Here is a 25,838-nt window from a genome sequence, read left to right as displayed (position 1 = left end):
TTTAGCTTTCCACCCTCTGAGGAATATGAAAAAGGACTAGGAAATATTCCTAGCCCTTGTAAATTATTCAATTGATGCATACCACTTATCAATGTAATTTTTCTTTGCCTGGTCTACTGTGTAGTTTTTGTAAGTACCAGATACCTTGTGTTTTGTATTTGATACTAACTGAGCAAATCTGTTATTGATAGTTGCTACATCTTCAGGATGCTTTTCAATCTGTGATAGATACTCTTCTTTTAAAGTATCTCTTACTGCACCCCACGCTTCACTTTCATCATTGCCTGCTGCAATTGACTTATCATAAATATCTTGCATTGCAGATTTTGCAGTAGCTAAGTCGTTAGATTCATAGGCCTTTGTAAAAGCTTGCTTACTTGCATTCTTCTGTTGTTTTTTTTCTGCGCCTTGAGTTGTCACTAAATCTTTACCGCCCCAGAAGTCATTAGTCATATTATAGATAGTTTTGAACTCTCTCATAATATTTGCAATTGGAATACCTGTCATTTGAGATGTAGCTTTAGCAAGCTGGTAAGTATTTCCATACACTGTCTTTGTAGACTTACCTAATGCAAGTTTCTTCATTGCGTTAAATGTATCAACTGCGGTATAGATAAAGTCTGTAGTGTATGATGTAGCATCATAACCCTGTAATGCAGAAGATATTTCTTTTGCAATAGGCATTAGATTCAATGGATTTAAGTTATCAACTGCATTCTCTGAAAAATGCTGTAAGAATGATTTAATATAGTTTTCTTTATCATCATCTCTTAGTGCATCCCATCCACCAGTAATAAACGCATTCAATAACTGTTCAAAGATAAATATCAATGCAACATTCTTTAATCTCTTCATTGCATAAGGCTTACTTCCAGATAGCTTTGCATCTCTATAAGCTCTATATAACATGTTGTAAGTTTTTGTAGGCTCTGCCATAAATGCAGATGTGATTTTGTGGCCTAGCTCCTGGCTTCTCATCCACTGAGACTTATGGAAGATTGTATCTACTACTTGAGTATGATCTACAATGTCTTCAAAGATTTTTACTACTGCTTCTGTGTATGCTGCAGAATCAATCTTTAACTGTGGCATTGTCTGCTGGACTTTAAGCTCTGCTGCACGATACATGATACCCCATGATAAATCATCAGCTTTGCCTGCAAGACTTCCGGACCAGTCATTAATTTTATCCTTAAGAGTTGTATCACCAGTGATAATCTCCTTGAAAGACTGTCCTAAATAAGTCTCATAATAGCCCTGGGCTTTCCAATATGCTATTTCTGAATTAGCTTGTGCTTTCTTTGCATACTCTGCAGCTTTTGGAAGACTTGTCATAGCTTCAAGCAAATACTTTGTCTCAATAACATCTGCTGCTCTAACTACTGCTGTAGGCTGCTGGATAACAACTCTCATGTTGGCTCCAACTGCTTGAGCTTTATATGTAGACATCATTGCACTTAAAAACTCTGACTTGCCACCTTTGCCAGCATAATCTCCATTGATATCCTTGATAAACTGCTTGAAATAGCTTAAGCCTGCATTTCCGTACACTCTATCAATAGACTCCTGCATATTGCCAATATAATCTACTCTCTGGCCTAATTCATTAAGCGTATCAGGTGCAACTGCACTAATGGTCTTTTCTGAATAATTGAACCATCTCATTGCATCTGCTATAGGCATTACATAAGCATCATAGTCTGCCATTTTAACAACATGGTCTGTAAATACATCGAAGATATCATCAATTACTACTGCATTGTTTGCCATTGGTGTAATAGGCTTTGTAAATGATGAATTCTTGATTGAGTAGTAGCTTACATTGTTGTCTGAGCTTGCTGTGGTTGCTCTGGTGTGTGCATCGGTCTTAAGTGGGAAGTAATCTTTTTCTTCATACTTCTTATAGCCGAACATCTTCTCAGTTACTCTGTTACCCCAGCTAGCACATTCAGTAGCCATATACTGCTGCATAGCATCAGCAAATACTCTCTGTTCATCTGTAAGAGTATTAATAATAGCCTGTGCTTCAGAAGATGAAATATGAATAGCTTTAGGCTGGTGATGCATCTTCTTTTTAAGGTTTGGTCCGTACTCAAAATCAGATACCTTTACTCCACCGATAGCTACATGAGGCTTTCCTTGCTTACGTTTAAGAGTCTCGTACAAACTCATTATTTGGTTTGTATTCATGCTTAACTTACCTTCCAGCAAGTCAAAATCATGTGATTCATACTTCCACTTTGATATTTCAGCATCACTAAGGCCTAAATTCTTCTTAATATTGCTGATATATTCATCTGCTTCTCTGACATGACGAGTCTTTGTATTAAATCCTTGTCTCAATTCATCAAATACAGATTTTGCTCCGCTTCCTAGTCCTTCAAAGTAAGTGATAGGCTCAAGCTCATCAAAATTAGCAAAATCAAAAGCTTTGCTTAAGAGCTTCTGCATATCTTTTCTTGCTGGCAATGCATCAATCTCTTTTACAGATTCCCTGGAAAGTTTTGATATCTCCTTAAACTGTTCATTAGCATAAGTCTTATTCATGTTATTGATACCTGCAGACAATGCTGACATGATTTTATTTAAGGTTGCTAAATCCTTTGCATCTAGTTTAGAAACTTTAGATGCAGCTCTCTTACTTACAATGTAGCTCTGAGTGAATTCATCCCATGTTTCTTTACCTAAGAATTCATCCATCATGCTTACAAGCTCTTTTGCAATTACATTCTGCGCAAAATATGCTTGTGGTGTATTCTCTCCATTGCGTTCTGCATCCTCAATCTGCTTCAATACTTCTCTTAAAGCATTCATTCTCTGTTGCCATGTGAGTGTACTCTTTGAGTCAGCCTTGGCATTCTTTGGAAGGAAATCAATTGCTCCTAAGAATTCACCTAAAGGCTTCTGTAAGAATTCAGGTACATGCTGTGCATCTGTTGGATTAGTTAACCACTTGATTAAACGAATACCAGTCTTTTTGATGTTTTCAATCTGCTTTGCTCTCTCCTGTCGGTCCTTATAGCTCTGTAATGTCTGCTGGGCCTGAAGACGAGCTGTTTGTCGCATTTGCTTCTCAGTTAAAATCTTACTCTGCTGCAATTTCTTTTCTGCTGCAGATAAATCAGAATTCCATTTCTTCATCTGCTCATCTTGCTGTCTTAACTGATTCTGCTGTTGCTGGATGATACGATTCTTTTCAGCAACTACTTCATCAAACTCTTTCTGCTTCTTATCCTTGTACTTAGCCCATTCACCACGGAGTCTGGCCTTTTCTTTATCTACAGAAGACTTAATCTTAGCTTTACCCTTTTCAGTGCCAGATATTACATTCTTTTCTAACTGCTCTGTAGCTGCAGAATAATACTGCTCTACAATATCAGTAACTACTGTAAGGGCCTTATCCATGTCGTTAGCACCTTCCCAAAGGTATGCTGTAGGCTCTAGTGCTGTCATGGTATCAATTAATGCAAGTATCTGCTCAGAAGGCTTATCTGACTCTGTTAAGTCAATACCTGCAGTATTAAGTATCTCTTGCTTAATCTCGCTAAATAAATCATCTACTGGCTGTCCGTTCTTATTATCTAGCTTGATTCCAGCTTTATTGATAGCACCGAAGGCTGCTTTCCAGCTTCCACCAAAAGCATTACTGATTTCAGCTCTCTCTGCATCAGATAGCTTAAATTTATGGCTAGCAAGTATCTTTCTAGTGTTGTTATAGATTTCTTCTGTAGCTGGATCCTTCATGTTTGAGTTCTTGATTACTTCATCTCCGATATTCAAAAGATAGTTCATCATGTTCTCATAATCTCTATCAAGCTTATTGTTCTGCATGTATGCAAAAGCATAAGAGATATTTGCAGCAATCTCACCTTCCTCAATCTCTGACATGTTGACTTTGTACTTGTTAGTAATAAATCTCTCAATGCGTAATAGCTCATCATTAGGCATTGCAAATACATCTGTCTTAGGAAGTGAGTTGTTGATGCTACCTATCATTGCAGCAACTACTTTTGACTCATTGATAGAATCTGCATAAGGTGATGTTTCTCCGTATACCTTGAAGGAATTTCTGCTATTTTCAGCTATGCCTTCACGGACAACTTGAACCTTTACACCTTCTCTAGGAGTCGCATCTAATAGCTCCTGATATAGCGCTGTCATATCATCTCCCCAGACATTGCCATATACTTCTACAACATCGTTTACATCCTTGTAATTGTTGTGTCCGTGTGGCTCATTGTCGAAACCATATGAATACTGCCAGTCATAGCCTTTTCTAGTTGATCTAGTCAGGAAATTCTGCTTTGTTCTATTTCCATCCTTAAACTCAAACATAAGGCCTGCAAAATTCTTAGAATGAATGATATTAGCATAATATGCTTTTACAGCTAAATCCTGCTGCTCTGCAGCTTCTATTTCTTCATCTGTACCATTAAAGCCAACTAGCTCATCATATGTTCTAGCTGGAACCTCATAGTTATTGTGGCTATCCCAGTCAACCTTGATTGACTTGCGGATATCTGCATCAGAAGTAGGATTTTCATTGTATACAGACTTAACCTGATTAGAATCAAACACTATAACAACCTGGGAAGGTGTCCTACTTTCTGCAGTATTGCCAAAAATTGCTGTGTCAATCATATTATTAAATACTACAGAATCATAACCATTTTCTTTTGCATACTTTGCATATTGTCTCGTTGTTGTTGGTATAAGGTTTCTATCTTGATCTACATAAAGATGCTCATAGTATAAACCTTCATTTGGTACATCTTCAGAAAGCTTAACAAAATTTTTTTCTAGCAAATCTTTAGACTTATAATCAAAATGATTATAAACGCCTCTTGAATCTGCTGCATCTACAGAATATATATCTCCATTTTTTGTTATATTTACATCTATATAATGCCTATAGTATTCTTTTGGTTCAATTTCATCCCAATTATTACCTTTAGCATCTATTACTAATGGATTAGTAGAATGCACATAGACATTATAAATTCCACCACTCTCACCAGATTGCAAGTCTACTTTGTTTAGATAATTATCAATAAAATCATCTTGAACTTGCTTAAGAGATTCATAAGTTTCTACTGTCTCTTGTCCTGCTTCGTCTCCATACTTAGTGATTTGATATCCATTATCAATCTCTTCAAGCTCCCAGTCTCCACCTGTCATATAAGACAATGCACTGTCAAGCTCGTCAAAGCTCCACTCTCTATCTGGCTCAAACATTTCAAATGTACCAGAGTAAGTTTTAGCCACCTTTTTACTATCTGTTAAAAAGATTGACTGCTTATCATCCATTCTATTAAGGTCAAATTGAGTAAATCCTGCGTAACGTGTTCCATGATAATAGTTCTTAACTGCTCCATCCTCATAGAATACACTTGCGTTATCAGATAAAAACTGCTGCATAGCTGGTGAAATAGTTCGGCCTTCTGTATCTACCTTCTTTGATTTTCTTGGCTCCCATGGATTTACAAAGTTCTCAGTAAATACAACTCTACCATTTTCATCTTTTGTCTTAGGAAGATTGTTTCTTCTTTCTTCATCAGACATATCCATTCTATCTGATACTTCTCTAGCTTCTATTTCACCTGCTGTTGCACGATATGCTTCTTCAGGTGTAAGTTCTAACAATTCTGGTTGCAATACATCTACATTAAATGTAGCATCATCTAGTGCATCAAAGAGCTTTTCATCTTTGTTTCTAAGCTCTTCTTCAATATTCATTGCAAGCTCATAGAATTCTTCATTAGCAGTAAGGCCACCATATTGTGCCATAAGCATTCTATGCTGATGATATTTATCAAGAAAATCTTTAGGAGCTTCATTTTCAATCTTCTCTAGCTCATCTACTGCTGCATTGTATTTCTGTTTAGCATCTGCATCATAATATGTTGGACCGCCTCTAAACTCCCAATAATTTACATTTGAGCCACCAGCAAAACCTTCTAAATCTTGTATAGCGTGTTGTATTTCATGGAATAAAGTTCTCTTAAGTGAATGCTTAAAGTCCTTTAAAAAATGTGAGTCTAAATAAATAGCATTTTCGCTTTCGTGCCATGAACCATTTATTTTTTCTTCTCCTAAATCCTCAAATACAACTTTTATTCTTCTTAAAGATGGATAAGCTTCAAATAATGCATCATTTTTGAGAATATCTTCAAGCCTAAAGCCATTTTTAGGAGCAAGATCCTTATATTTATCCATAAGCTTACCTAATTCTTCAAAATCTTGCATCCAGTTTTTCATGTCATAATCGTCTGACATAGGAGCGTTGATTCTGTCTCTCAATTCATTCATGCGAATATAATCAGGCTCGTTTGCAAATAGTGCAGTACCATCCTTATATACGTCTGAATCTAGGTTGCTTATTTCAAATCTCCACTTATTATCTGCACCCTTAAACCATCCAGTCTTAGCAAAGATTTCATTCATAGACTTTCCATTTGCAAGCATATCTTCTGCTTCTGTTAGAGTCACCATATCAGAAGTCTTTGCCTTAATTCCTGCAAGAGAACGTCTAACATCTCTATCTTCTGTAGGATTAGTATTATCTGTTCTCTTAATCTGCTCTGGATAGAATGCAAGATACTCTGTGTATTCAGGTGAGTCTTCATCAACTGCAATTACTCCATCATAGCCTAGAGCTTCTAATTCTTCTCTTGCAAGTCTTCCAGCATGTTCTTCTCCCTTATGCTTAAAGAAGATATCATATGCTGTGTCATAATCTGCAGGATTAGTGATATTGAGATAGTATTCGCCTACATTTCCATAGCCATTAGACTCATCATAGTCACCGCTAAAGAAGAATGCTTCAATATCCTCTGTATCTCTTGCCTGGCTCAAATCAAAAACAGTAAAATCATTCATTGTTCCGTGATATACAACCTTAAGATTTCCATCCTCATCAACTACCTTTGAGTCACTGAAATAGTTCTGCTGGCCTTCAGACAGACTTCTACCATTAGTATCTACTGAGATTGAATTTCTACTAGATGTAGTGCTTGTTTTTTTGTTTGTAGATGTTACAATATTATTAGAAGCAGTTGTTGTGCTACGACCTCTCACATTTTGTGACGTTGTATTTCCAACAGCTGCTTTTATATTTGTTGGAAGCATAGAGACTATATCATAAAACATTAGACCAGCATTTTTTCTATCTGCCAAAATAATGTCTGCAATATAATCATTGTTTCCTACTCGTATTTGAGCTTGTCCACGTACAAAACCAATAATATTATCTTTTCTAGAATGTTTGATTTTTTCCCAAGAATAACCTTCTGCAGCGCTTACTATTTCCTCTAAATTTGCAGATAAACGCATTTTATCAATAAATAATGAATGCAACTTCTTTTGTATTCTCTTTGTATATTCTGAGTTAGTAAACTCATTTCTACTTTTGGCAGTTACTGGTAAATCAAATCCCATCATGTCAAGAGATGGATAATATTCATTCAAATACTCTTTTACATAATTCTTTATTTGATTATCATCAGTTATGCCTTCTATAATATTTTCTTGAATATCTACATAATTCTTTCCATTAGCATCTATCTTGATAGATTTAGCTATTTCATTTTCTGTTTTTGATGTACTTTTTACATCTCTATTTGCATTAGCAATAGCTTCATCCATAAGCTTGAAGATTCTCTTTCTAAGCTCTCTAGCCTGCTTTGCATCCATTTCAAGTGCAGCTTTTTCTGCAGCATTAAATGATCCAGAATGTACATAGTTCTGAATATAATCAAATATCTTCTTAAAGAAATCCTTTGCTCTCTGAAGAATAGTTTTCTGCTCTGCAGGTGCATTATTCTCTGTTACCCAATTAATAAAGTCCTTTGTACCCTCTTCGGAAGACATGAGCGCAAATACTGTATCATTGAACATTTCATTTGCTGCAGCTCGTCTAGACTTGCCTTCGTCTACACTACCTTCTTTTGCGCCTGTTCTGTATGCAGACTGGTATGCATTAATTAAATTGTTGTACTCTAATGAACCTAGCTTTTCTTCTAGGTAATTAAGCATATCATCCTGGACTGCCATCAAGTCCTTTTCGTTTCCATGTGCCTGCAGATATTCAGCAATAGCTTCATGATTAGCTACAGCCCACATTTCATCAATGTTATTGGCTCCAATAGAAATAGTCCTTGTTGCTGGGTTGATATCGCCTCTTGCATCTTTATTTGTAGATGCTACAAAGTCATATCCTATTTTCTTTCCTAGTGCCTCATATAAGGCTACAGCTTCATCACTAAGATTTTCTCTTAATGTTTTTGATACTGTCTCATTATGAGTGCGCTGGCCCTTTGTATTTTCCTGCTTTGCAGAATCTGACTTTCTAGCCTGCTCACGGACCTCATTATAGAGCTTTTCTGCTGCAGTCTGGTCAATCTTAGTAAACATACCATGAGTGCCTTTAACGTACTCACTCCATGTCTTACTTCCTACTGATGCATTGTCAAAAATGCTCTGAGTGGCAATACCTATTAACATAGGCTCTGCTTCAGGTGAATTGATAGCCATATCAATTGCATAAGCTGCCTGCTGTACTGTTGTATTGTATTTACTCTGGTCTGTGTATCTTCCAGTATTAAAATCCTTTGATACTTGCGATAAAACAGACTCCACCCTTGTAATTCTAGGGTTGAATAGCTCTTTATGCTCATTACCAGCTTCATCTAATACAACTACTTCTGAACCATCTACTTTAACTTCTGCAGGTATGAATGCTTTACCGGATTCCTTATCAATAACTGCAGTAGGATTTTCTCTGATAATAGTCTTATTGAGCTGATAATTATTGTTTTCAAGGACTTCCTGCCTATCTCTTTCCGGAATAGCCTTAAGCTGTTCTTCTGTTACCTGCTCACCTTTCTGGCCCATCTCAAAAGCTTTTTTAGGTGTAATAGCATTATCTACATCCTTTTCATTGGCTCCAAAATCTACAAGCTCCTGTCTCTTGAATGCAATAAGCTCTTTGATTTCATCTGTCTCTGTTTTTACTGCTTCAATGGCTTTTGCAAGCTCATAAGGTGTAGATGCAAACTCAATATCTTCTACTATCTGTGCTTGAGTCTTTTCAGGTGCTTTGTATGTATCTGGCTGATTAGCTACCTCTTTTCTAATTTGTGCATCTTCATTTGCAGCCTTAATTATATTAGATCTAGTCTGTGCTGCATTGTCTGTCGCTTGTACTACATTTCTATAAAGCTCCCTAGCCTGTCTGCCTGATAATCTATTCTGTGATGCAGATATTACATCTTTTCTTGTCTGCTGGGCCTGGTCATAAGCTTCTTGTGACTCGTATGCATCCATATCAGATGAAATATCTTCTAATACTGCATTGTTAACCTCACTATCCTTAGCAATAGTTCTTCCAGCGTGTGTCTCCATGCCAGCATGAACTCCCACTGCTACACCTGCAGACATTCCACCAGATAATGCACCTGTGACAGTATCATCAACAATTGTCCAGAATTCATCACTATAAGCTTTTGCTGTTGCTTCCTTTTCAGTTAACAGAATTCCATTATTGTATTTATCTGCATAGTCTTGTGACATGTACATTTGGATGTTTTGATTAATCTTGCTCTTATCGCCATTAATCATTCTATCCGCTACAATATCAATAATATCGTTTGCACCTTCCTCAAGACCTTCTTCAGCCATCTGAGTTGCAATTGCTTTAGCCCATGGTTGAATAGCACCTTTTACAGATTCTTTAGCAGCACCATTTCTAATTAATTCTCCTAAGTGGTCAAAAGGTATCTTTTCTGTTGCTATTTCTGTGATTCCCATTACAGATGCATATGTCTGTGCTTGTCCTTCAGTAAGTCCTCTATTTTCTGCTTCACGCATATTTTCAGCATAAGCACCTGAACCAAACGATGCTAAACCTGCAGGCCCCATAAAATTAGAAACATATGACTCTGCAGCCATCATTGGCACATCATAAGCTTTAGAAGCTACTGTGTTTAATACAGGATGTTCATCTGCATCTACAGCTTCATCAATATCTTTATGAACAGATTCTTTTATTGTATTTCCTAAGTTTTTATATCCAAAAGAAGCAGAATTATAGTCTCTACCTAATTCTGGATCATTTGTTTCGCTGTCTTTTACCGATAATACTCCCTGAACATTGCCAGCAACATCTTCCATGACAACAACTGGTGACATTGCCAACTTAGAGCCTAAAGACATTTTATCAATAGCTTTTGTCTGTTCTTCTGCTGCTTTGTTATTTGCATAATACTTATAGTTTTCTGCTATTCTTTCAAATTCTTCATCAGAAACATTTGTTGCTTCCTGGAATTCATTTTTGATAGAATCATATTCTTTTTTATTTGCTACGCTATATAAATCGAACCATCTGTTACCAGAAGATGAATTAGCCATGTCGTGATAGTATTCAAGCTTTGCATACTTATCTAACAATGATGTAAGCTTGCTATCGTTCATGTAAGGTGAAATAACCTCTTTTGCATGATCTAATGACTGTTCTTCTGTTATAGCTTCCTCATTACCTGCTTTCTTATTTAATGCAGCTTTTGCCTTATTCAATTTTTCAGCATTCTCACTGGCCCAATTACTATTAGAATTAACTTTATTTACTCCAATAGCGTTATTAGATGCAGCATATGAAGAAACAGGTGTCTGTGTCTGCATTCTATTTCCACTAACTGCTGCATATGATGATACTGGCTGTACTGTCTGTGTGGTTCTATTATCTCCTGCATTTACATCTGATACAGAATTTGTTTCTAAAGCAGCATTAGAGCTGGCCTTGCTCTTAGCCAACTCTATCGCTCTTAATCTTGCATTCTTTTCAAGCTGTTGCTGTTTTCTTGCCTCATACTGAGTTCTTTCAGCATCTTTTTCAAGTGAAAATCCCATATCTCCTAACATTGGATTATCACTGCTTGCTATATCATGATTTTTTCTATATTTTGCTCTAACATCAAAAGCCATAAGATTCTCCCTATCTATTTACTCTATCTCTATACTGTGGATATGAATACATTGCGTTTTCATAAAGCTTTTCAGCTTCTTCAGAAGTAATAGCTTTCTTATTTACTAAGCCATTGATATATTCTGCAACTGTATCTGTAGACCAGTCATTTGCAGCACTTGCAGCCTTTACAAGCTCTCTAATCTGTCCAGTGTAGTTTGTATCTGAATAATCATACTTGCTACTAGAACCTCTTGAGCTTCCACCAGAACCACCACTGCCACCTGACTTTCTAGCTTTTGACAATGCAAGCTGGTATTCTTTCTCCCACTGAGAATCTGCTACTGCATCTCTTGCCTGCTGGTATGCAAACTGCTTATCCCACTGAGAATCAGATACGTTATCTCTTGAAGAATTGTAATCAAACTGCTTATTCCACTGTGCATCAGATACTGCATCTCTTTCCTTCTGATAATCCATGCCTTCCTGCCACTCTTCATGAGCTTGTGCAGTTGAAAATCCTTGCTGTAGATTACCCCAGTCACTGTAGTAGTCAGATACATTATCTCTATACATTCCGTACTGTCGGCCTTCCTCTGTCTGCAATGCTCCAAACTGATTGTATAAGTTCTCTGTCTCCATCTGATACTTATTCATTGCAGCATTGTATAGCTCTGGAATTCTTTCATTAAGCTGTGTCAGATACTGCTGATTAGCTTGTGAAGCTGCAGTACCTGCATAAGAGTTACCATATCCACCAGTTAAAGCTGATGCTGAAGCTGATGCATTCATAGCTGCTTCTTTACCTAGCTTTGTATACTGGTCCTTATAGTTTTGGTAAAGTGGGTCAGCATTGAAATCATAAGAGAAGTCTTCTCTATTGAGAATCTTATTAAGCTGTTCCTCAATCTTATTGTTGTATTTACTTTCATATGTTGGCTTTACTAAGCTATTAATAGCGTTAGCATAGTCAGCTGATGCAGTGGAAAAGAATGCCATTATTTATCTCCTTTCTTTAGCTGCTCAACCTCTTGAGCTAGCATATTTAAACTATCAACTAAATCATCAATATAAGACCTCATCTGTCTTAACTGCTCTGATGCAGGCTTTTCACTTGAAATGCTTGGGTGTTCAAAGATTATCATGATTCATCCTCTCCGCTTCCACCTTCGACTGCTCTTGTTAAGCTGAATAATCTAAACTCTCCCCAGCCAGATATTCTTAATCTAATGTGGTCAGCTCGTCTTACTGCTATAGGTATTTCATAATTGCGTTTTTTATCAGCATAATGCTCTGTTACATACTCCCAGTCTCCTGAAGAGTCATATTCTACCTCTATCTTTACCTTAGAATTTACATCCTGCTGCATTCTTAAATTGATACGCTTTACATACTTGTTATATGGATTATCCATACCTAAATCACCAGTAGTAAAGCTCCACTCTCTTACACCTTCATATGGTGCTAGATTGACATAACCTGGATATAAATCATCTGCTGGAAACAAATTATCTGAAGGGAAATTGTAAAGGTAGATGTACTCATTGTTTATTGCATAAATGGTATTGCTCCAATCAAACAAATAGGTTGCATTGTTTGCATATACCATGTATTTGCATCTCATATCATCCTCAATGGTCCATGTACCTTTTGTGATGTCGTAAACATATAGCTTGTATTTGTATTCCTGGTCACGCATTGAGATGTAATACTTGTTTCGATATCCACAAGCTACAGCATCAAACAATGGTTCAAGGCCTAGCTTTACAGATATCGTATCTTCTGAGCCATCATAGGCCACTACTGCATCTCTAGATTTAAAGAACAATATCTCATCAACTACAGCTATGCTCTTAGAACTTCCCTTTGCTACACCCCTGCATGGGCGCCATATCATTTGGAAGTTTGAAGGTGCATTGCCATATAGCTTGTGGAAGCCATCCTCTTTAAAGAAGAATACATAGCCACCATAGGCCACTGCTCCAGTAAATGCTCCCTCACTACCACATGAAGCAATGTAGCTATCACCTTGTAAGCCTGGGAAGGAATTCCAGTTTGTAGGATCTCCTAATTTACATGCATAGATTTCATTTACAAAATCACCAGCATTGTTTAAGCCATATCTGCAACCGAACAATCTATTGTTCATTTCGCAAATAAAATCCATCTTAGGAAGCTCTCTTGATACTGTAATAGGATATTCTGCAGCCTGCTGATAATATAAATCCATAAGGCCTGCAACTATGATGTAGTCTGTATCTGCAGCATAAACGATTAACGTATCATTAAAGTCATAATCGTTATAGCCTTTTGTTCTGATACCAGATACCTTTACTGAGTCATATTCCTTAAAGCCTTCGCCTATTCCAGTGGATGATATCTTTACATAGGTTGTAGCTACGGATGTCCACATTGAATAAGTGCTGCTCCACATCTTAAGGATTACAGAATCACTTTGAGATGTATCAAGCCAGTAAGGATATTGTGATGTGTTTGATGGTGCTGTAGTTCCGATGTATGTATTCTGGTCTGTAAATTCTGTACCATCCAGCTTACACATTCTCATTGTTATTGCGCCTGTTGATGTCTTTGAGTTTTCAATTGTCGCATGGGTGTGGTCAATTGTGTTATACACAATGCCATCAGGGAAAACACAAAGATATGCGCCCATCATTACAAGCTGTCTTTCTTCATCTGTTGCATCCAGTTGTAATACTAAAGACTCATCATAATATAGCTTGTTATCATCAACATAAGATAGCTTTTCACCACCACACACTCCCATAGGATTAGTGAGTGTTTTGATTATTCCTCGCTGCTTTCTGTTTCCAAAAGCTGGATAATAATCATTGGTCATATTCTGCATGTCAGCGAATTCGTTTTCGCCTATTCTTAGGTTTCTATTAAGGCCATTGAATGTTGTGATAACGGATAAACTGTCATTTTTAACGTTCAATTTAGGTAGTTTCATAATTTACTCCTAGAATAATTTCAATGGTTTCTGAATAGGTTTATGTGTGCTATTAAAGTGATTTGCAAAATCCTGATAGCTGCTATTAAACATAATCATTGAATTTGTAAATCTGTCAGACTCTCCATTTGAAAAGTCAATCTTTGCATACAAATAATTTCTATATACATCTGCATATTCAGTAGGAATGATAAGCTCTTCGTCTTCATCACTTTCTGTATATACAGTAAAAGTCGGCTCCACTAAATTACCTTCTCCATCATCTACAAGCTCATGCTCATGAGTCATAATAATCTCATTGAACACTCTGGCATCTAGCTCTGATAACCAGGTAATTTTTAAATTTTCATCATAAGTGTTTGGTTTTACTTCATCTACTTGTGCCAATACTTCACTAATAGTCATAGTGTTTCTCCTTATTCTTAGAAAAGGGCAACACTTTTCCTTGTGCTGCCCTTAATAATTACCTCTTACGAAAAAGCTTTCTCTTTGTCAGCTAACTTCTTCTGTAATGCCTGTGATCTTCTGATGCTCTCTTTGTTCATGCGAGTCTCGTTATCAAATACCTCTTTTACCCACTTAGGTACATTAACCTTCTCGCCTCTCTGTACCTGGAATGTCCTACCATTTACGCAGCAAAACCAATCATCCTGCTGTGTTTCTGAAATAGGGATTTCAATTTCTACTAACTCTTCTGCAGCATTCTTCTTTGCCTTCTCAGGTACTTCTACCTTTTCATTTTCTTTAGCCATTTTATGCTCCTTCCTTAAATTTGAAGGGAGAACTTAGTCTCCCTTCATTTCAGAAACTAATTTGCATCTTCAATTGCTGAATACTCAGAAAGTGACTCGATACGAACCATGAATGAGTTATTAAGAATCTTTGCAGTCTTAATAGCCTTCCATCCAGCTGTTGCTCTCTGATTTAATGGATCATCACCAGAACCTAAAGGCTTGATGATTGTCTCAAGTCCACCGCCTTCAACTTCTGTTGTTGCATAAGCATTCTTACCAACAACTACTGTTGAAAATACAGCCTTGTATGTAGCTGGGTTATTACCAGAAGCTTCAGAAAGGACTGGACATGTATTATCTCTCCAAACCTTAGCTTCTGTAGACTCTACGAATCGAACACCTGAAATTTTACCAATTTCTCCTTCAAAAATAGGTGTTACATCAGCATACTTATGTACATCAATCCATGCTGGGTCTGATGTAAGATCATAAGCTGCATCAGGATGAATAATTGCTACATAAGAGCCATCAATCTTTGGTGTATTGTGTCTCTTAAGCTGTGTTGCAGCCTTCTTTACAAGATTAACTGTAAGAGTATCTGAATCTGTAAGATTTGCTCTTGAAAGTCTACCACCAGCATAAATAACATTTGTGCCTGCAGCCATTGCATCACGAGTAATAGTATCAAGTGTCTTACCTGCCTGATCTCCTAACATTGAAACTGCTTCAACAAGAATATTGTCAATTGTTGTGAGCTTAACAACATCTGTAATCTTGATGTAATCACCATACTGTGCAACTGTTGCAGTAACAGATGTTGATTCCATAAGGCTACCATCAGGTGTTACACCTTCTGTAAGTGGTGTAAGAGCCTTTGGAAGAGATGCAAACTTACGAAACTCAATTGACTTACCACCATTCTTAGGAATAGGGCGCTTCTGCGCAAACTGGTCATGAACAAGACTTGGCTTTGCATCTCTTAAAAGAACCTTGTCATAAAATGTCTTATTCTGATTTGATAAGCCCTCAGAACCTGTTGTATTCATGTTCTGTCCAGTCATGAGCTGAAGATTAATTAATTTTCTGTTCTTATTCATTTTTTTCTCCTCTCTGCATAGAGGAGTCATACACTATCCAAAGGATATCTCTGCTCCTCTAGCAACACGTTTTATTACTTCATCTACATCACGGTCCGTTAACTTGTTAGGATCCGTTTTAAAAACTTTGCTGCTTGCGGATTGAGTGCCATTTTCTGCAGGTCTAGATGCTCTGGACTGAATATTGTTTACCATTGCCTTTGAAACAGACTGTGCTGTTTGAGCCATTGCTCCATTAACCATTTCATCAAAATGAATAGTCTTGTATGCAGACTCGAACGATATTCCGCTTCCTAAGAGCTGTGTAAACTCTGGATTCTCCATTTCAGCTTGAAAGTTAAAATTCTGTAATCCATACTTAGCTACAAGGTTCTCTGACTCCTGCACCCATTGAGCATAGATTTGATTTGCTCCCTGCTGGGCCTGAGCTTCTTCCTGTGCTGCCTTAAGTCTTGCATTCTCCTGCTCAAGAGCTAACTTCTGTTTGTACGCTTCAACTGATAAGCCTTCTTTGTATGCTGCCTCTTCCCACATGGAATTGTCTGCATCAATGGCTTTAGTCAATGCCTGTAAATCAGAAGCATCTACTCCATACTTGGCTGCTAATGTTTCCATGATTGATTGCTGGCCTGCAAGCTGTTCCTGTAAACCCTTGGTTTCTTTGAAACGCTTGTCAATTATGCTCTGAGTTCTTTTATTGAACTCTTCTGCATACTCTCCACCTTTCTTAATCATTTCATCAAAAGCTTTTTGTCTTTCCGCTGGGGTGATGTCTTTAGTGGTTTTAACATCTGTAGGATTGGCTACATCCTGATTATTGGACACACCATATACAACATCTGATAAGTCCTCGCCTTTTTGAGATACTGGGGAATCTCCTAATACACCAGTAGCAGCTCCACTTCCTTCACTGCCAGTTGAGTCAGCACCTGTGCTTGCGCTAGCACCTGCACCTGCTCCACCATCAGCAAAGAGCTGTAAATTGATTTTTCTTTTCATTTTTTCCATCGTTCCTTTCCGAAGTGTCAGCTTAATTAATAAGCAATCGTGGTATAAACACATAAATAAAAAGCCATAGAACTTTCTCGCTGTTCTATGGCTTAATGATAAAAAATATTTTTTACTTGCTTCCACCCTCTGAGGTGTCAATTTTAGATTTGCAAGAAATTTTTACATATCCTGGATATATTTCTGCAATATCTTCAAGGCCTTCTTTAGTCATTGTATAAGGAACTTCCAGCTTATTGATGTAATAATCTTCAATAGCTTCTATGTTTAAATCTCCCTTTTCAAACTTTACTTCCAAAATAGTAATATCATCTTCTTGTGCATGTTCAAGTAGATAGTTGCCTAGTGTCTGTAAAAGAGATGATACTGCAGCACATACTATATCTTGGCCTTCAGGTGCATAATTTGCATGTCCTTTAGCTGATATTGCATATCTTCCATTCTTTTCATAGTATTCAATCTCTATCATGCTTAACTCCTTGGAGATGTTGACTCTCTAGTAGCATTTGCTGCTTGTGATGAAAGACTTCCTCTTGACTTAGGTGCTACACTTCCACCACCTTGTGGTTGTGCTGTTGCTTGCATCTGTGGGATTATTCCCATCTGTGCTGCAGTTTCTGGTGCAACCTGAATAAGTGCCATTGTAAGTTGCTGGACCTGCATAAACAATGTTGCATTCTGTTGTACTCTTTCTTTAATTTTATCTACACCATCAAAATCCATCATTTCAAGACATGCAAGTGATGCATCTCCATTGTTAGGTGCAAAAAATCCCATGTTGTAAAGCTGAAGTGCTGTTTGATTCTGTGTCTCCTTAGAATATGCACTCTTTTTCTGTGGCTTTACTTCAATATCCAGAATTGGAACTCTAGTTCCTAAATCAAGGAATGTTCCATCTGGCATTGGTAACTGTCCTTGTGGCTGTCCCTGCAACTGAGCATTTGAGAAATCAACATACTGTGTCTGTCCATCATCACCGATAATTCTAAAGCATCTAGGTTCTGTATAGAATTGTCTAATAAGCTCAATTACCTGGTAACAGATATTCTTAAATGCTCTGTAGCTTTCCTGTGAAGAATCTCTACTAAGCTTTCCTGCAGCTTCTTGCAATGATGCAATACCACTTGCAGTAGTAACATTACTTGTCTGGCCTTGTGATGCTGCAGTATTACCAGATGTATCTTTCATTTCCTGTATTTTCTGTAAATATACAGTCTCATAGATATTTGGAAGAGGTACTGGATTCAACTGTCTAAATGAGTCTTCACCTAAATGTCCTTCAAAATGAATTACTGCATTTTCTGTATTAACATACTCTTCCTCATTGAGTCCACCTGACTGATTAACAATACTTCTAGGTCTTGCATTCCAGTCTGAATTTTCAAGGATATTTCTCTGAAGCTTATCAATGAAAATCTGATCATCTGCTATAAGGTCTATATATCCCATACCGCAAGGACTAGACTTTACTGGAAGAAGTACATCAAATACAAAAGGATATAATCCATGTGCTAACCATCCAGTATCTGCAAAGTTAGGGTCATTTTCAGTAGCATAAAGCACCTGCTCATTGCAGAACTTACAATAGTGAACCACTGTTTTAAACTGTGGTATACCATTTTCGTCTACTGTTCTTATTCTTCTCTTGTAATACCAGTCAATTACTGCACTCTGCTCTGAACCATCTATATCTTCTCCATAATGTATATAGTGGAAAACATCTTCTGCATCACCACTAGGATTTTCAAGCATCGGATATCTTGCCTTTAATTCCTCATTATCCATGTAGCTTACAACAAAAACGTTTGGACTATCCTGAATGTTATTAATTCCACTCTTCCAGAACAATGACATAATATCAATGCACTTAATATCAATATCACCCAGTCCATTATTCAAGTCATTGTTCCAGAATATTCCAGTAACAGATGTTCCAAACTTGTTTTTATCCCATTCACAATCTGAATAGGTCTTTTGATAATCATTCTGCTCAAGTATTGCTGGAATTACCTTAGATAAAGCTTTTGCAGTAGCTTCATCATCCTTTGCTCTAGGTAAGATGTTTGGCTCCGGATAATTATCCATAGCATCAGCATGTTTATTAAGAATAGTATTAACAAGCCATGCACTCTTAGGCTTAATTCTTTTATTTTCAGGGTCAGAATTGATTACATCCCAATGCTCTAACTGCCAGAACTTTTCATAATCCATGTATTTATTTTCCAGCTTTTTCTTCTTTTCCTTGTACTTTTGGAATGTAGCAAAAGCTTCTCTTACTTCTGCAGGACCAATTACACCTAAGTTTGGCATTTCTTCATTACTGCCATTGTATTCTGAATAAGCACTAAACTCTGGGTCATGTGCTTTGTTCAGGCCTTCTTGCTGTAACATCTTTGTTTGCTGCTCTACTCTTTGAATGTCCTGTAATGCCTGCTGATTAATAGCCATCTGTTCCATTTGAGACTGCATTACTCTTTTGTCTTCTTCTGTTGGTTGTGCAAATAACTGTAAATTCATTTTGTTCTCCTTTACCAATTACTCCATCTTCCTCTATCATGTACTCTTTGATTCAATGGGTCATTTATGTCAATTCTTGTTGCATAGTTAGCTCTAGGATTGATTGGATTGTACATAAAAGCATATCTTTGCTCATCATAATTGTGGTCTTCCATATCTGTATCTATATCTTCAGGATGTTTATCTGAATACACTAAAAGCGGTATACATCTAATAAAATGCTTGCATGTATTAAATACTTGAAACATTGGGTCACCAAACTTATCAAAGGCCATTCTATAGTGATACTGCATCTTTCCAGCTAGTCTTGTATTATCTGCTGGCATCCAGAAGCATCTTTCTTTTTCCATTACTTCTGCAATAGATGGTCCAGTAGAACGTTCAAAGATTGCTGGGTCTGCTACTGCTTCTGTTATCTTTCTGTTTTTCAGCAACTCATTGTTTTCTTCTATCTCTTTAATAGTTCTAGCAATTTCTCTAGGCTCCATCTGAAGGCCAGTATTAGGTGTACCTGTACATCCATACCATTCATGTATTCTATACATGCGCCCTTCGTGGTCTACTGCATTCCAGCCCACTGAAAATGGTTTTGAATATCCATAATCAAAGCTTCTAATAATCTTCCAGCTATAAGGAATATCAAAAGGCTCTATTACATGAGTCCACTTTCTATCTTTGTAATGCGCTGGGTCATTTTTCCACTCTCTAAATACTTGGCCTTGGAAACTATCCCAGCTTCCATACAATAGCGCTTCTCGTTCTGCTTCAGGAAGTGCTGCAAGTGTAGCTAGATAGTTAGGATCACTTTCAAGTAGCTTTTTATTATCAAATACAGTAGATGGAATAAATATTCTATCTCTGTATAGATTCATTGTTTCACCTTCAGGTGTCACAATGGTCATATTATCCCATATGGTAGTTGCTGGTTTTGCTGGTGTAACAAATCTTTCTTTTACCCAGCCCATGCCTTTTCCTTCTGGGTTGCATGTAGCTCTTATATATTGTCGTGTAGGCTTTCCAGGTGTCGCTCCTGTCGGTCTGCATCGAGAAAACATATACATGTACATCAAGAAACTAAAATGCGTTACCTCATCAAATCCTATGAAGTCATAAGATTTACCTTGATAGTTAAACCTATCATCATCCTTCTGCATATAACCGAAAAACAATTGCGCTCCGGAAGGAAATCTCCACACTTTATCGCTCTTGTTATATCTGCAGGTTGGAAATGCACTCTTATATAGCATCTGACTTCTTGATATTAGTGCTTCAAGCTGTGGGTATGTGTCACGAAAAATGATTCCTCTGTATGTAGGTATATCAACTTGTCTTAAGGCTTCAGCAAGCAATGCATCAGACTTACCACCACCTGCAGCACCACCATATAAGCACTCAAATTCAGGCCTTTGCATAAATTCAATTTGCTTCGGCTGTGGCTGCCATATTACTCTCTGGTTCTGGTTCACGATTCTTCTCCAATACTGGCGCTAGGAATATTACACCGCTATTCTCATCGAGTGAAATATCCTGCTGTTGCTCTACTTTATCTCTCCACTTATCAGGCTCTCTGTTCTTTAGCCAGAAGATGTCTGCAAGTGTATCTGGTGGGATGTATACCTCTTCTTTGACATATACAATCTCTTCATAGTCAGCTATACGCTTTCCAGTCTCAGGATCATATTCAGTTCTCTTTATCTTCATGGGTTTGATAACTGATTCTTTGTGTCCACATGCCTTTTTATATAATGCACTCTCTACAGCATAATCAGCATATTCACGATTCTTTTTTAAGGCTAGCGAAAGTGCCGGTGATATCTTTTTCCATTCTCTTAAGGTGGAATATGAACATCCCAGCCTTCTAGCAATGTCTCTTTCAATAACTCCATCTCTTACCCAGCCTTCAATCAAAGTTAGCTTGTTCTCTTCTACTTCAAGTAGTCTTTTTGATTTTTGAGGCCCTGCTGCAACTGCATCACCTTTAGGTGCTGCTTTCTTACCTACTGCTGCATCTGTGGCCTTATTTTTACTCTTATTTTCAGATACTGCTGCATCTTTTGATTTTGTCTCTTTCTTTTTTGCCATATCATCCATCGTCCTTTCCGAAGTGTCAGGCTCAAGGCCTCATCGTCTTTCCGAAGTGTCATTTGTTACCTTAAGCCTAAATTAATCTATTCTCTTTTTTCCACCCTCTTAGGTAATTAAAAAAGCTGACTAGCTTTCGCTAATCAGCTCCGTAGTTCTCCATTAATATCTTAAATATTGGACATTCTCCTGGTTCATCGTTTATGCAATGCTTCTTGATGTAATTATATTTTTCTTCCTCAGAAGTGAAGTTCCTTATTATCTTCTCTTCATTCTTTGCAATACCATCACACAATACGCTTTTTCTATATTCTCCTTTGTAGAATGGACAAAAACACTCGTATTTTGGATTGTACATAACATTTCCCCCTTTCAGGATTTAATCCAATGCTTCTATCAACATTGTGCATTGCATTTTAATAAGATCTACAATCTCATCAACGTCTTTTTCTATATATTCTTCAGGAATATTTATGTTATCTCCATATTCCTGACCTTCATGTGTAAACTTATATGCTGCATTAATTCCTTCATTTGTCTCTTTTACTTCCAGCTCTAAATCAGATTTTAATTCATGCATTTCTTTCTCATACTTTTCCTCAAATTTCTTTTTTAACTCTACGTTTTTCATTTAATTTTCTCCTTTCATCTTATCCAGCAACTGCTGCAACTCATCACAATGTCCTACTTTTTCAATTAATGATATTGTGCCATCACTAATTATTGTGCCATTAAAATAAATACCTTCAAAAAACTTACCTTCATCAATCTTTGTAATTATAAATTTCTCTGCATAATTCTTATATGTACATATATCTCCAACCTTGATTTCTTCCTCGTCCTTAAATTTAGGTTTAGAAAACTGAATAGTTTTGCCTTCATTTTTTATTATTGGCTGTCCTGTATAATTACATATAGCCTTTGCTGCAGATTCTATAATTTCATCTTTTGTTCCAGGAAAATGTGTATCTAATACTGCTCTAACAAATGTTTTAAATTCCATGCTCTACTCTCCTAATTCGTTATTAAGTAATCCTAGGGCTATTGCAATACCCTGTCCTACGTCCGTATAAGTTCCGTCTTTTTGCTTTTCTTGTTCAAGCATAATTTCAATATTGGATTTAGCATTATCAATCTTGGAACGTTCTATTACATCTGCGGTAGGAAATCTAGCTAAATCATTACAGCTAATGGTCTTATCTTTCTGATTTTGACAATATTCCATGATTGCATCTAAATTTATATACCCTGTCATAGCTTTACTCCTGTTCTAATATTTCTCTAAGAATATCCTTTTCAAAATCTGTTAAATCATCACTTAAGAGATTTACATTTGTTAGCCCATAATCGCTAACTATCTGCTTAATCTTATCTAACTTAGCTTGCAATTCATCATTCATAGCATTTAGGTTACATATAACCTCTCGTTGGGTTGCTATCTCGTTTTGCAACTCCACTATTGTATCTACTGTTAACTTTGCATCACTCATTCTCGTTACCTCTCATTACTGCACCACAATGACAATATGGGAAATCTTCAAGTTTTCTTCCGTCTATACTTTCTGTTAAGATAAATCTTCCGCACTCAGAACATTGATACCCAATACCAAATTCTGTTTCAGTTACCTTTATCCATTTTCCTACTTTGCGTTCCTCTAACCGCTTTAGGCATTCATCAAATATCCATTTATTAAAGCAAACTTGTTGATAGCTTAAATATCCAGTATCAAGAAATTCTCTTTGCCACAATAACTCTTGTTTTAAATCTCGATCGTCGTATAATTGGTGTGCTAACTTTAATTGTCCTTCGTGTCTTTCATTCATTCTCAGTACCTCTCTTTCTCGGTACAACTCTATTGAAATGTAATTCAAAGCCATCAGATACCAACATATAATCTTCACCTGGAATAGTTCCACAGCTATGCGAAGTAGGATTCATGATTCTTTTCTCTTGTCGATCATATTCGTCATGGTAAACAAGCTCATAATATGGTTCCTGAGTATAACCATGTTGTTTTCTTAATGCAGTCATTACCATGTGTATTTCATTCTCAGTTAATGGTCTTTGTTCGCACAATTTTCTTTGTATACCCTCAATAGCATATTCTGCTTTCCAATCAAGCATTTACTCCCTCACTTTCTAAAAACCTAAAATGCAATACCCCTCTTTTAATCCGTATTCAGGGCAATCTCTAAGAATATAACGAATAGGGATATTCTTTATCTCTTTGCCTGTGTATGATCCATTTTCGTACTCTTTTAAGATAACTAATTCCCCAACTTGATAATTTCTATCGTCTTTTCTTAATTCAAAATTTTTTAAGCCTAACCTAACGGCTTTAAAATACTTTGGTTGTATCTTTAATGTATGTATCTTCATATCAGCCCTCACTTTCTACTGGCTCATGTTCCTCGCATTTAGAATTATTCAATATATCTACAATTTTATATGTCATATAGTCGATACCTTGAATTATTCCCTGCTGCTGTGCAATTTCTAAATTACAAATCTTTCTTTTGTCATTATTTTCTTCAATTATTTGCTCTATAATTTTTCCCTTATTCATTTCAAATCCCTCTTACTTTCTTCTATATCCACCACGTAACTTTGCCTTCTGGCTTGTTACATATATTCCATATTCTTTTGGAAAACTATGCTTCATAATTCTCATTAATGTTCTCCATCTATCAATGTCCATATACATTTTCTTTTCCCCTTTTATATAAAAATCTGCAGATGTACACTTCCTAGATCATGAAAAATAGCTTCCAGATAATAGGATGCTTATTGATTTTCTCTAATGCTCGCTTCATGCAATCTATATTGTCTTCATCATTTCCTGCTACTGGTTCTTTTCTGAAAATGTAATTTAAAAATCCACCTAAATAAATATAAAAACGTAACGTATACTGGTCAGGTGCTAATTTTTCATCTTCTTTCATTTCATATACTTTCTCATAACTTTCTATTGGTTTCTGTGCTTTTTTTATAGCCATAAACTTATCCTCGCTTTCTTTCCTTTAATCCAGCATCCTCAAACTTGCATTTCTTTCTGCATCTGCACTTGATACTGTCTGGATCATCTTTTGTTGTGTAACAATGTGTACATTGTCTGCAGACTTTTACCCAGTCTTCTATGATTTTTTCCATCTATTTACCACCCTTTCCCCCACTTAACCAGTCTGTTAAAAACAGTGCTATTATTAATGCAGCAAAATATCCTATTTCCTGCCATAATTCATTATTCATCTTCTAAATTCCACCTTTGTCTTTACTGTTATTACTAGCTCATGAAACAAATACTCAACTAAACTCTTCATAGCTTCCCCTTTCTCATCAACTCCTGCTCTATTTCCATTTGTTTTATATATTTCTTAAGCATCTTTTGCAGCTCTGCTCTTATTCGTGGCTGTGTGATGCTTTCCTCTTGTGGAAAGTTGTACTGAAAATTATTAACTAAATCATCATTACTGACTGATATTTGATATGTTCTGTTAGATGGTTCAAAGTAGATATATGCTTTGCCACCAAAGAATTGTTCTAGCCTTTTACAGCTACGCTCTAGATCATCAAAAAACATGTTATTCTCCCCTTGTAATCATGTAATCAGTATCTTTATCAATCCATAAATGCGAACTAATTTCAGGAACATCAACTGTAATATGGTCCTCATGTACTTCTGTTACTGTTCCTTTATATTCCTTCGTTTTTTCAAAAGGTTCATTTACTCGGTAAATAACCTTGTCACCTTTTTTATATTCTTTATAGCTCATAGCATCTCCTTGAATATGTTTTCCAAAACATCAACTACAATACTGTTACCTGCTTGCTTATATAGCTGGGTATTAGTATTTTCTTCTGCTGCAGCTTCAAAGTCTTCATCATCAAATCCCATTAACCTAAAGCACTCTTTTGGTGTAAGTTTTCTGATTCTGTAATGCTCCGCTTTCTCAATTCTGCAGATATCATTTTCACATTGTATTGTTGGACATGTATTTCCGTTATCCACTACTCTACCTCGTCTTGTTTTTGAGTCAGGGAAACTTAGGTCGGCCACCCCCCCTACCTCACATTCTATATATCCTTTTTTTGTGGCCTGTTTTATCTTTACTGTTTGTTTTTCCATTATTTTTGGCTCTCTGCCCCCCCCACCACAAGTATTGATGGTTGGGGCGATTCCGTCTGTTGAATAGACTCTATTAATGATTTCAAAACTGCCATCCATGCAGCCTAACATTATTAATTCATTCATCTTTTACTAATATATTGCCTACTTTTTCAGTTACTATCTTAGGATCCTTATAGTCTCTTGCAGATAATGTTGGGGCTATTTCCATAAAACCAGTTCTTACAAAATCTTGTGAGTGTAATGGGTAAGATACAGCTTTATCAAATGGCTTGTAATTACTGTTCTTATTCCCATATTTCTCTATATTCTGCAACACAGCTTCCTTCGTGCGCTCTGCTT

The 25,838-nt window shown here is 36.6% G+C and carries 27 protein-coding genes; all 27 read right to left on the bottom strand.

Annotated features, from left to right (window positions below):
- Positions 1–63: 63 nt before the first annotated feature.
- Complete coding sequence (locus BMY66_RS07455; protein WP_090394725.1) at positions 64–10,980, bottom strand: ADP-ribosyltransferase-containing protein; 10,917 nt, start codon at positions 10,978–10,980, stop codon at positions 64–66.
- A gap of 10 nt (positions 10,981–10,990) precedes the next feature.
- Positions 10,991–11,959: a hypothetical protein gene (locus BMY66_RS07450; protein ID WP_090394724.1), complete on the bottom strand. Its 969-nt coding sequence runs from the start codon at positions 11,957–11,959 to the stop codon at positions 10,991–10,993.
- Positions 11,959–12,105 carry a hypothetical protein gene (locus BMY66_RS13775; protein WP_177175619.1) on the bottom strand — a complete coding sequence of 49 codons (147 nt, stop codon included), beginning with the start codon at positions 12,103–12,105 and terminating at the stop codon, positions 11,959–11,961. Before BMY66_RS13775 ends, BMY66_RS07450 begins: the two co-directional genes overlap by 1 nt.
- On the bottom strand, positions 12,102–13,931 hold the full coding sequence (locus BMY66_RS07445; RefSeq protein WP_090394723.1) for a hypothetical protein: 1,830 nt from the start codon (positions 13,929–13,931) through the stop codon (positions 12,102–12,104). Before BMY66_RS07445 ends, BMY66_RS13775 begins: the two co-directional genes overlap by 4 nt.
- Before the next feature lie 9 nt (positions 13,932–13,940).
- Positions 13,941–14,336 (bottom strand): hypothetical protein, encoded by a 396-nt coding sequence (locus BMY66_RS07440; protein WP_090394722.1) that lies wholly within the window; start codon positions 14,334–14,336, stop codon positions 13,941–13,943.
- A 65-nt stretch (positions 14,337–14,401) separates the two neighbouring features.
- Positions 14,402–14,683 carry a hypothetical protein gene (locus BMY66_RS07435; protein WP_090394721.1) on the bottom strand — a complete coding sequence of 94 codons (282 nt, stop codon included), beginning with the start codon at positions 14,681–14,683 and terminating at the stop codon, positions 14,402–14,404.
- Between the two features lie 56 nt (positions 14,684–14,739).
- The gene (locus BMY66_RS07430; RefSeq protein ID WP_090394720.1) at positions 14,740–15,762 is read right to left on the bottom strand and encodes a N4-gp56 family major capsid protein; all 1,023 of its coding nucleotides are present in this window, start codon (positions 15,760–15,762) and stop codon (positions 14,740–14,742) included.
- Positions 15,763–15,795: 33 nt separating this feature from the next.
- Positions 15,796–16,761 carry a hypothetical protein gene (locus BMY66_RS07425; protein ID WP_177175618.1) on the bottom strand — a complete coding sequence of 322 codons (966 nt, stop codon included), beginning with the start codon at positions 16,759–16,761 and terminating at the stop codon, positions 15,796–15,798.
- Between the two features lie 121 nt (positions 16,762–16,882).
- Positions 16,883–17,239, bottom strand: coding sequence for a ribosomal-processing cysteine protease Prp (locus tag BMY66_RS07420; protein WP_090394718.1), 357 nt, complete (start codon positions 17,237–17,239; stop codon positions 16,883–16,885).
- 2 nt (positions 17,240–17,241) lie between these two features.
- The gene (locus tag BMY66_RS07415) at positions 17,242–19,287 is read right to left on the bottom strand and encodes a portal protein (protein WP_090394717.1); all 2,046 of its coding nucleotides are present in this window, start codon (positions 19,285–19,287) and stop codon (positions 17,242–17,244) included.
- 11 nt (positions 19,288–19,298) lie between these two features.
- Positions 19,299–20,753, bottom strand: coding sequence for a terminase large subunit domain-containing protein (locus BMY66_RS07410; protein ID WP_090394716.1), 1,455 nt, complete (start codon positions 20,751–20,753; stop codon positions 19,299–19,301).
- Entirely contained in the window at positions 20,704–21,369 is a 666-nt protein-coding gene (locus BMY66_RS07405; protein ID WP_242942689.1) for a helix-turn-helix domain-containing protein, read from the bottom strand. Before BMY66_RS07405 ends, BMY66_RS07410 begins: the two co-directional genes overlap by 50 nt.
- A gap of 139 nt (positions 21,370–21,508) precedes the next feature.
- Entirely contained in the window at positions 21,509–21,727 is a 219-nt protein-coding gene (locus tag BMY66_RS07400) for a hypothetical protein (RefSeq protein ID WP_090394715.1), read from the bottom strand.
- Between the two features lie 21 nt (positions 21,728–21,748).
- Complete coding sequence (locus BMY66_RS07395) at positions 21,749–22,000, bottom strand: hypothetical protein (RefSeq protein ID WP_090394714.1); 252 nt, start codon at positions 21,998–22,000, stop codon at positions 21,749–21,751.
- On the bottom strand, positions 22,001–22,372 hold the full coding sequence (locus tag BMY66_RS07390) for a hypothetical protein (RefSeq protein WP_090394713.1): 372 nt from the start codon (positions 22,370–22,372) through the stop codon (positions 22,001–22,003).
- Positions 22,373–22,375: 3 nt separating this feature from the next.
- Complete coding sequence (locus tag BMY66_RS07385; RefSeq protein ID WP_090394712.1) at positions 22,376–22,624, bottom strand: hypothetical protein; 249 nt, start codon at positions 22,622–22,624, stop codon at positions 22,376–22,378.
- Positions 22,625–22,628: 4 nt separating this feature from the next.
- Positions 22,629–22,859 carry a hypothetical protein gene (locus BMY66_RS07380; protein ID WP_090394711.1) on the bottom strand — a complete coding sequence of 77 codons (231 nt, stop codon included), beginning with the start codon at positions 22,857–22,859 and terminating at the stop codon, positions 22,629–22,631.
- Positions 22,852–23,193 (bottom strand): hypothetical protein, encoded by a 342-nt coding sequence (locus BMY66_RS07375; RefSeq protein ID WP_090394710.1) that lies wholly within the window; start codon positions 23,191–23,193, stop codon positions 22,852–22,854. The genes BMY66_RS07380 and BMY66_RS07375 overlap by 8 nt, the downstream gene beginning before the upstream one ends.
- Entirely contained in the window at positions 23,186–23,401 is a 216-nt protein-coding gene (locus BMY66_RS07370) for a hypothetical protein (RefSeq protein ID WP_143064515.1), read from the bottom strand. The genes BMY66_RS07375 and BMY66_RS07370 overlap by 8 nt, the downstream gene beginning before the upstream one ends.
- Positions 23,402–23,509: 108 nt before the next feature.
- Entirely contained in the window at positions 23,510–23,749 is a 240-nt protein-coding gene (locus BMY66_RS07365; RefSeq protein WP_090394708.1) for a DUF3850 domain-containing protein, read from the bottom strand.
- A gap of 1 nt (position 23,750) precedes the next feature.
- Positions 23,751–23,936, bottom strand: coding sequence for a hypothetical protein (locus BMY66_RS07360; protein ID WP_090394707.1), 186 nt, complete (start codon positions 23,934–23,936; stop codon positions 23,751–23,753).
- 181 nt (positions 23,937–24,117) lie between these two features.
- On the bottom strand, positions 24,118–24,366 hold the full coding sequence (locus tag BMY66_RS07355; protein WP_090394706.1) for a hypothetical protein: 249 nt from the start codon (positions 24,364–24,366) through the stop codon (positions 24,118–24,120).
- A 4-nt stretch (positions 24,367–24,370) separates the two neighbouring features.
- Positions 24,371–24,520, bottom strand: coding sequence for a hypothetical protein (locus BMY66_RS13770; protein ID WP_177175617.1), 150 nt, complete (start codon positions 24,518–24,520; stop codon positions 24,371–24,373).
- Positions 24,521–24,686: 166 nt separating this feature from the next.
- Positions 24,687–24,950 (bottom strand): hypothetical protein, encoded by a 264-nt coding sequence (locus BMY66_RS07350; protein ID WP_090394705.1) that lies wholly within the window; start codon positions 24,948–24,950, stop codon positions 24,687–24,689.
- Position 24,951: 1 nt separating this feature from the next.
- On the bottom strand, positions 24,952–25,143 hold the full coding sequence (locus tag BMY66_RS07345; RefSeq protein WP_090394704.1) for a hypothetical protein: 192 nt from the start codon (positions 25,141–25,143) through the stop codon (positions 24,952–24,954).
- Complete coding sequence (locus BMY66_RS07340; protein WP_090394703.1) at positions 25,140–25,622, bottom strand: DNA cytosine methyltransferase; 483 nt, start codon at positions 25,620–25,622, stop codon at positions 25,140–25,142. The genes BMY66_RS07345 and BMY66_RS07340 overlap by 4 nt, the downstream gene beginning before the upstream one ends.
- Positions 25,615–25,812, bottom strand: coding sequence for a hypothetical protein (locus tag BMY66_RS07335; RefSeq protein ID WP_177175616.1), 198 nt, complete (start codon positions 25,810–25,812; stop codon positions 25,615–25,617). The genes BMY66_RS07340 and BMY66_RS07335 overlap by 8 nt, the downstream gene beginning before the upstream one ends.
- Positions 25,813–25,838 lie beyond the last annotated feature (26 nt).

The sequence above is a fragment of the Pseudobutyrivibrio sp. C4 genome (genome assembly GCF_900111635.1).
GTDB lineage: Bacteria > Bacillota > Clostridia > Lachnospirales > Lachnospiraceae > Pseudobutyrivibrio > Pseudobutyrivibrio ruminis.
The sequence above is the reverse complement of the archived record's forward strand: the minus strand, read 5'-3'. Positions and strand labels throughout refer to the sequence as shown.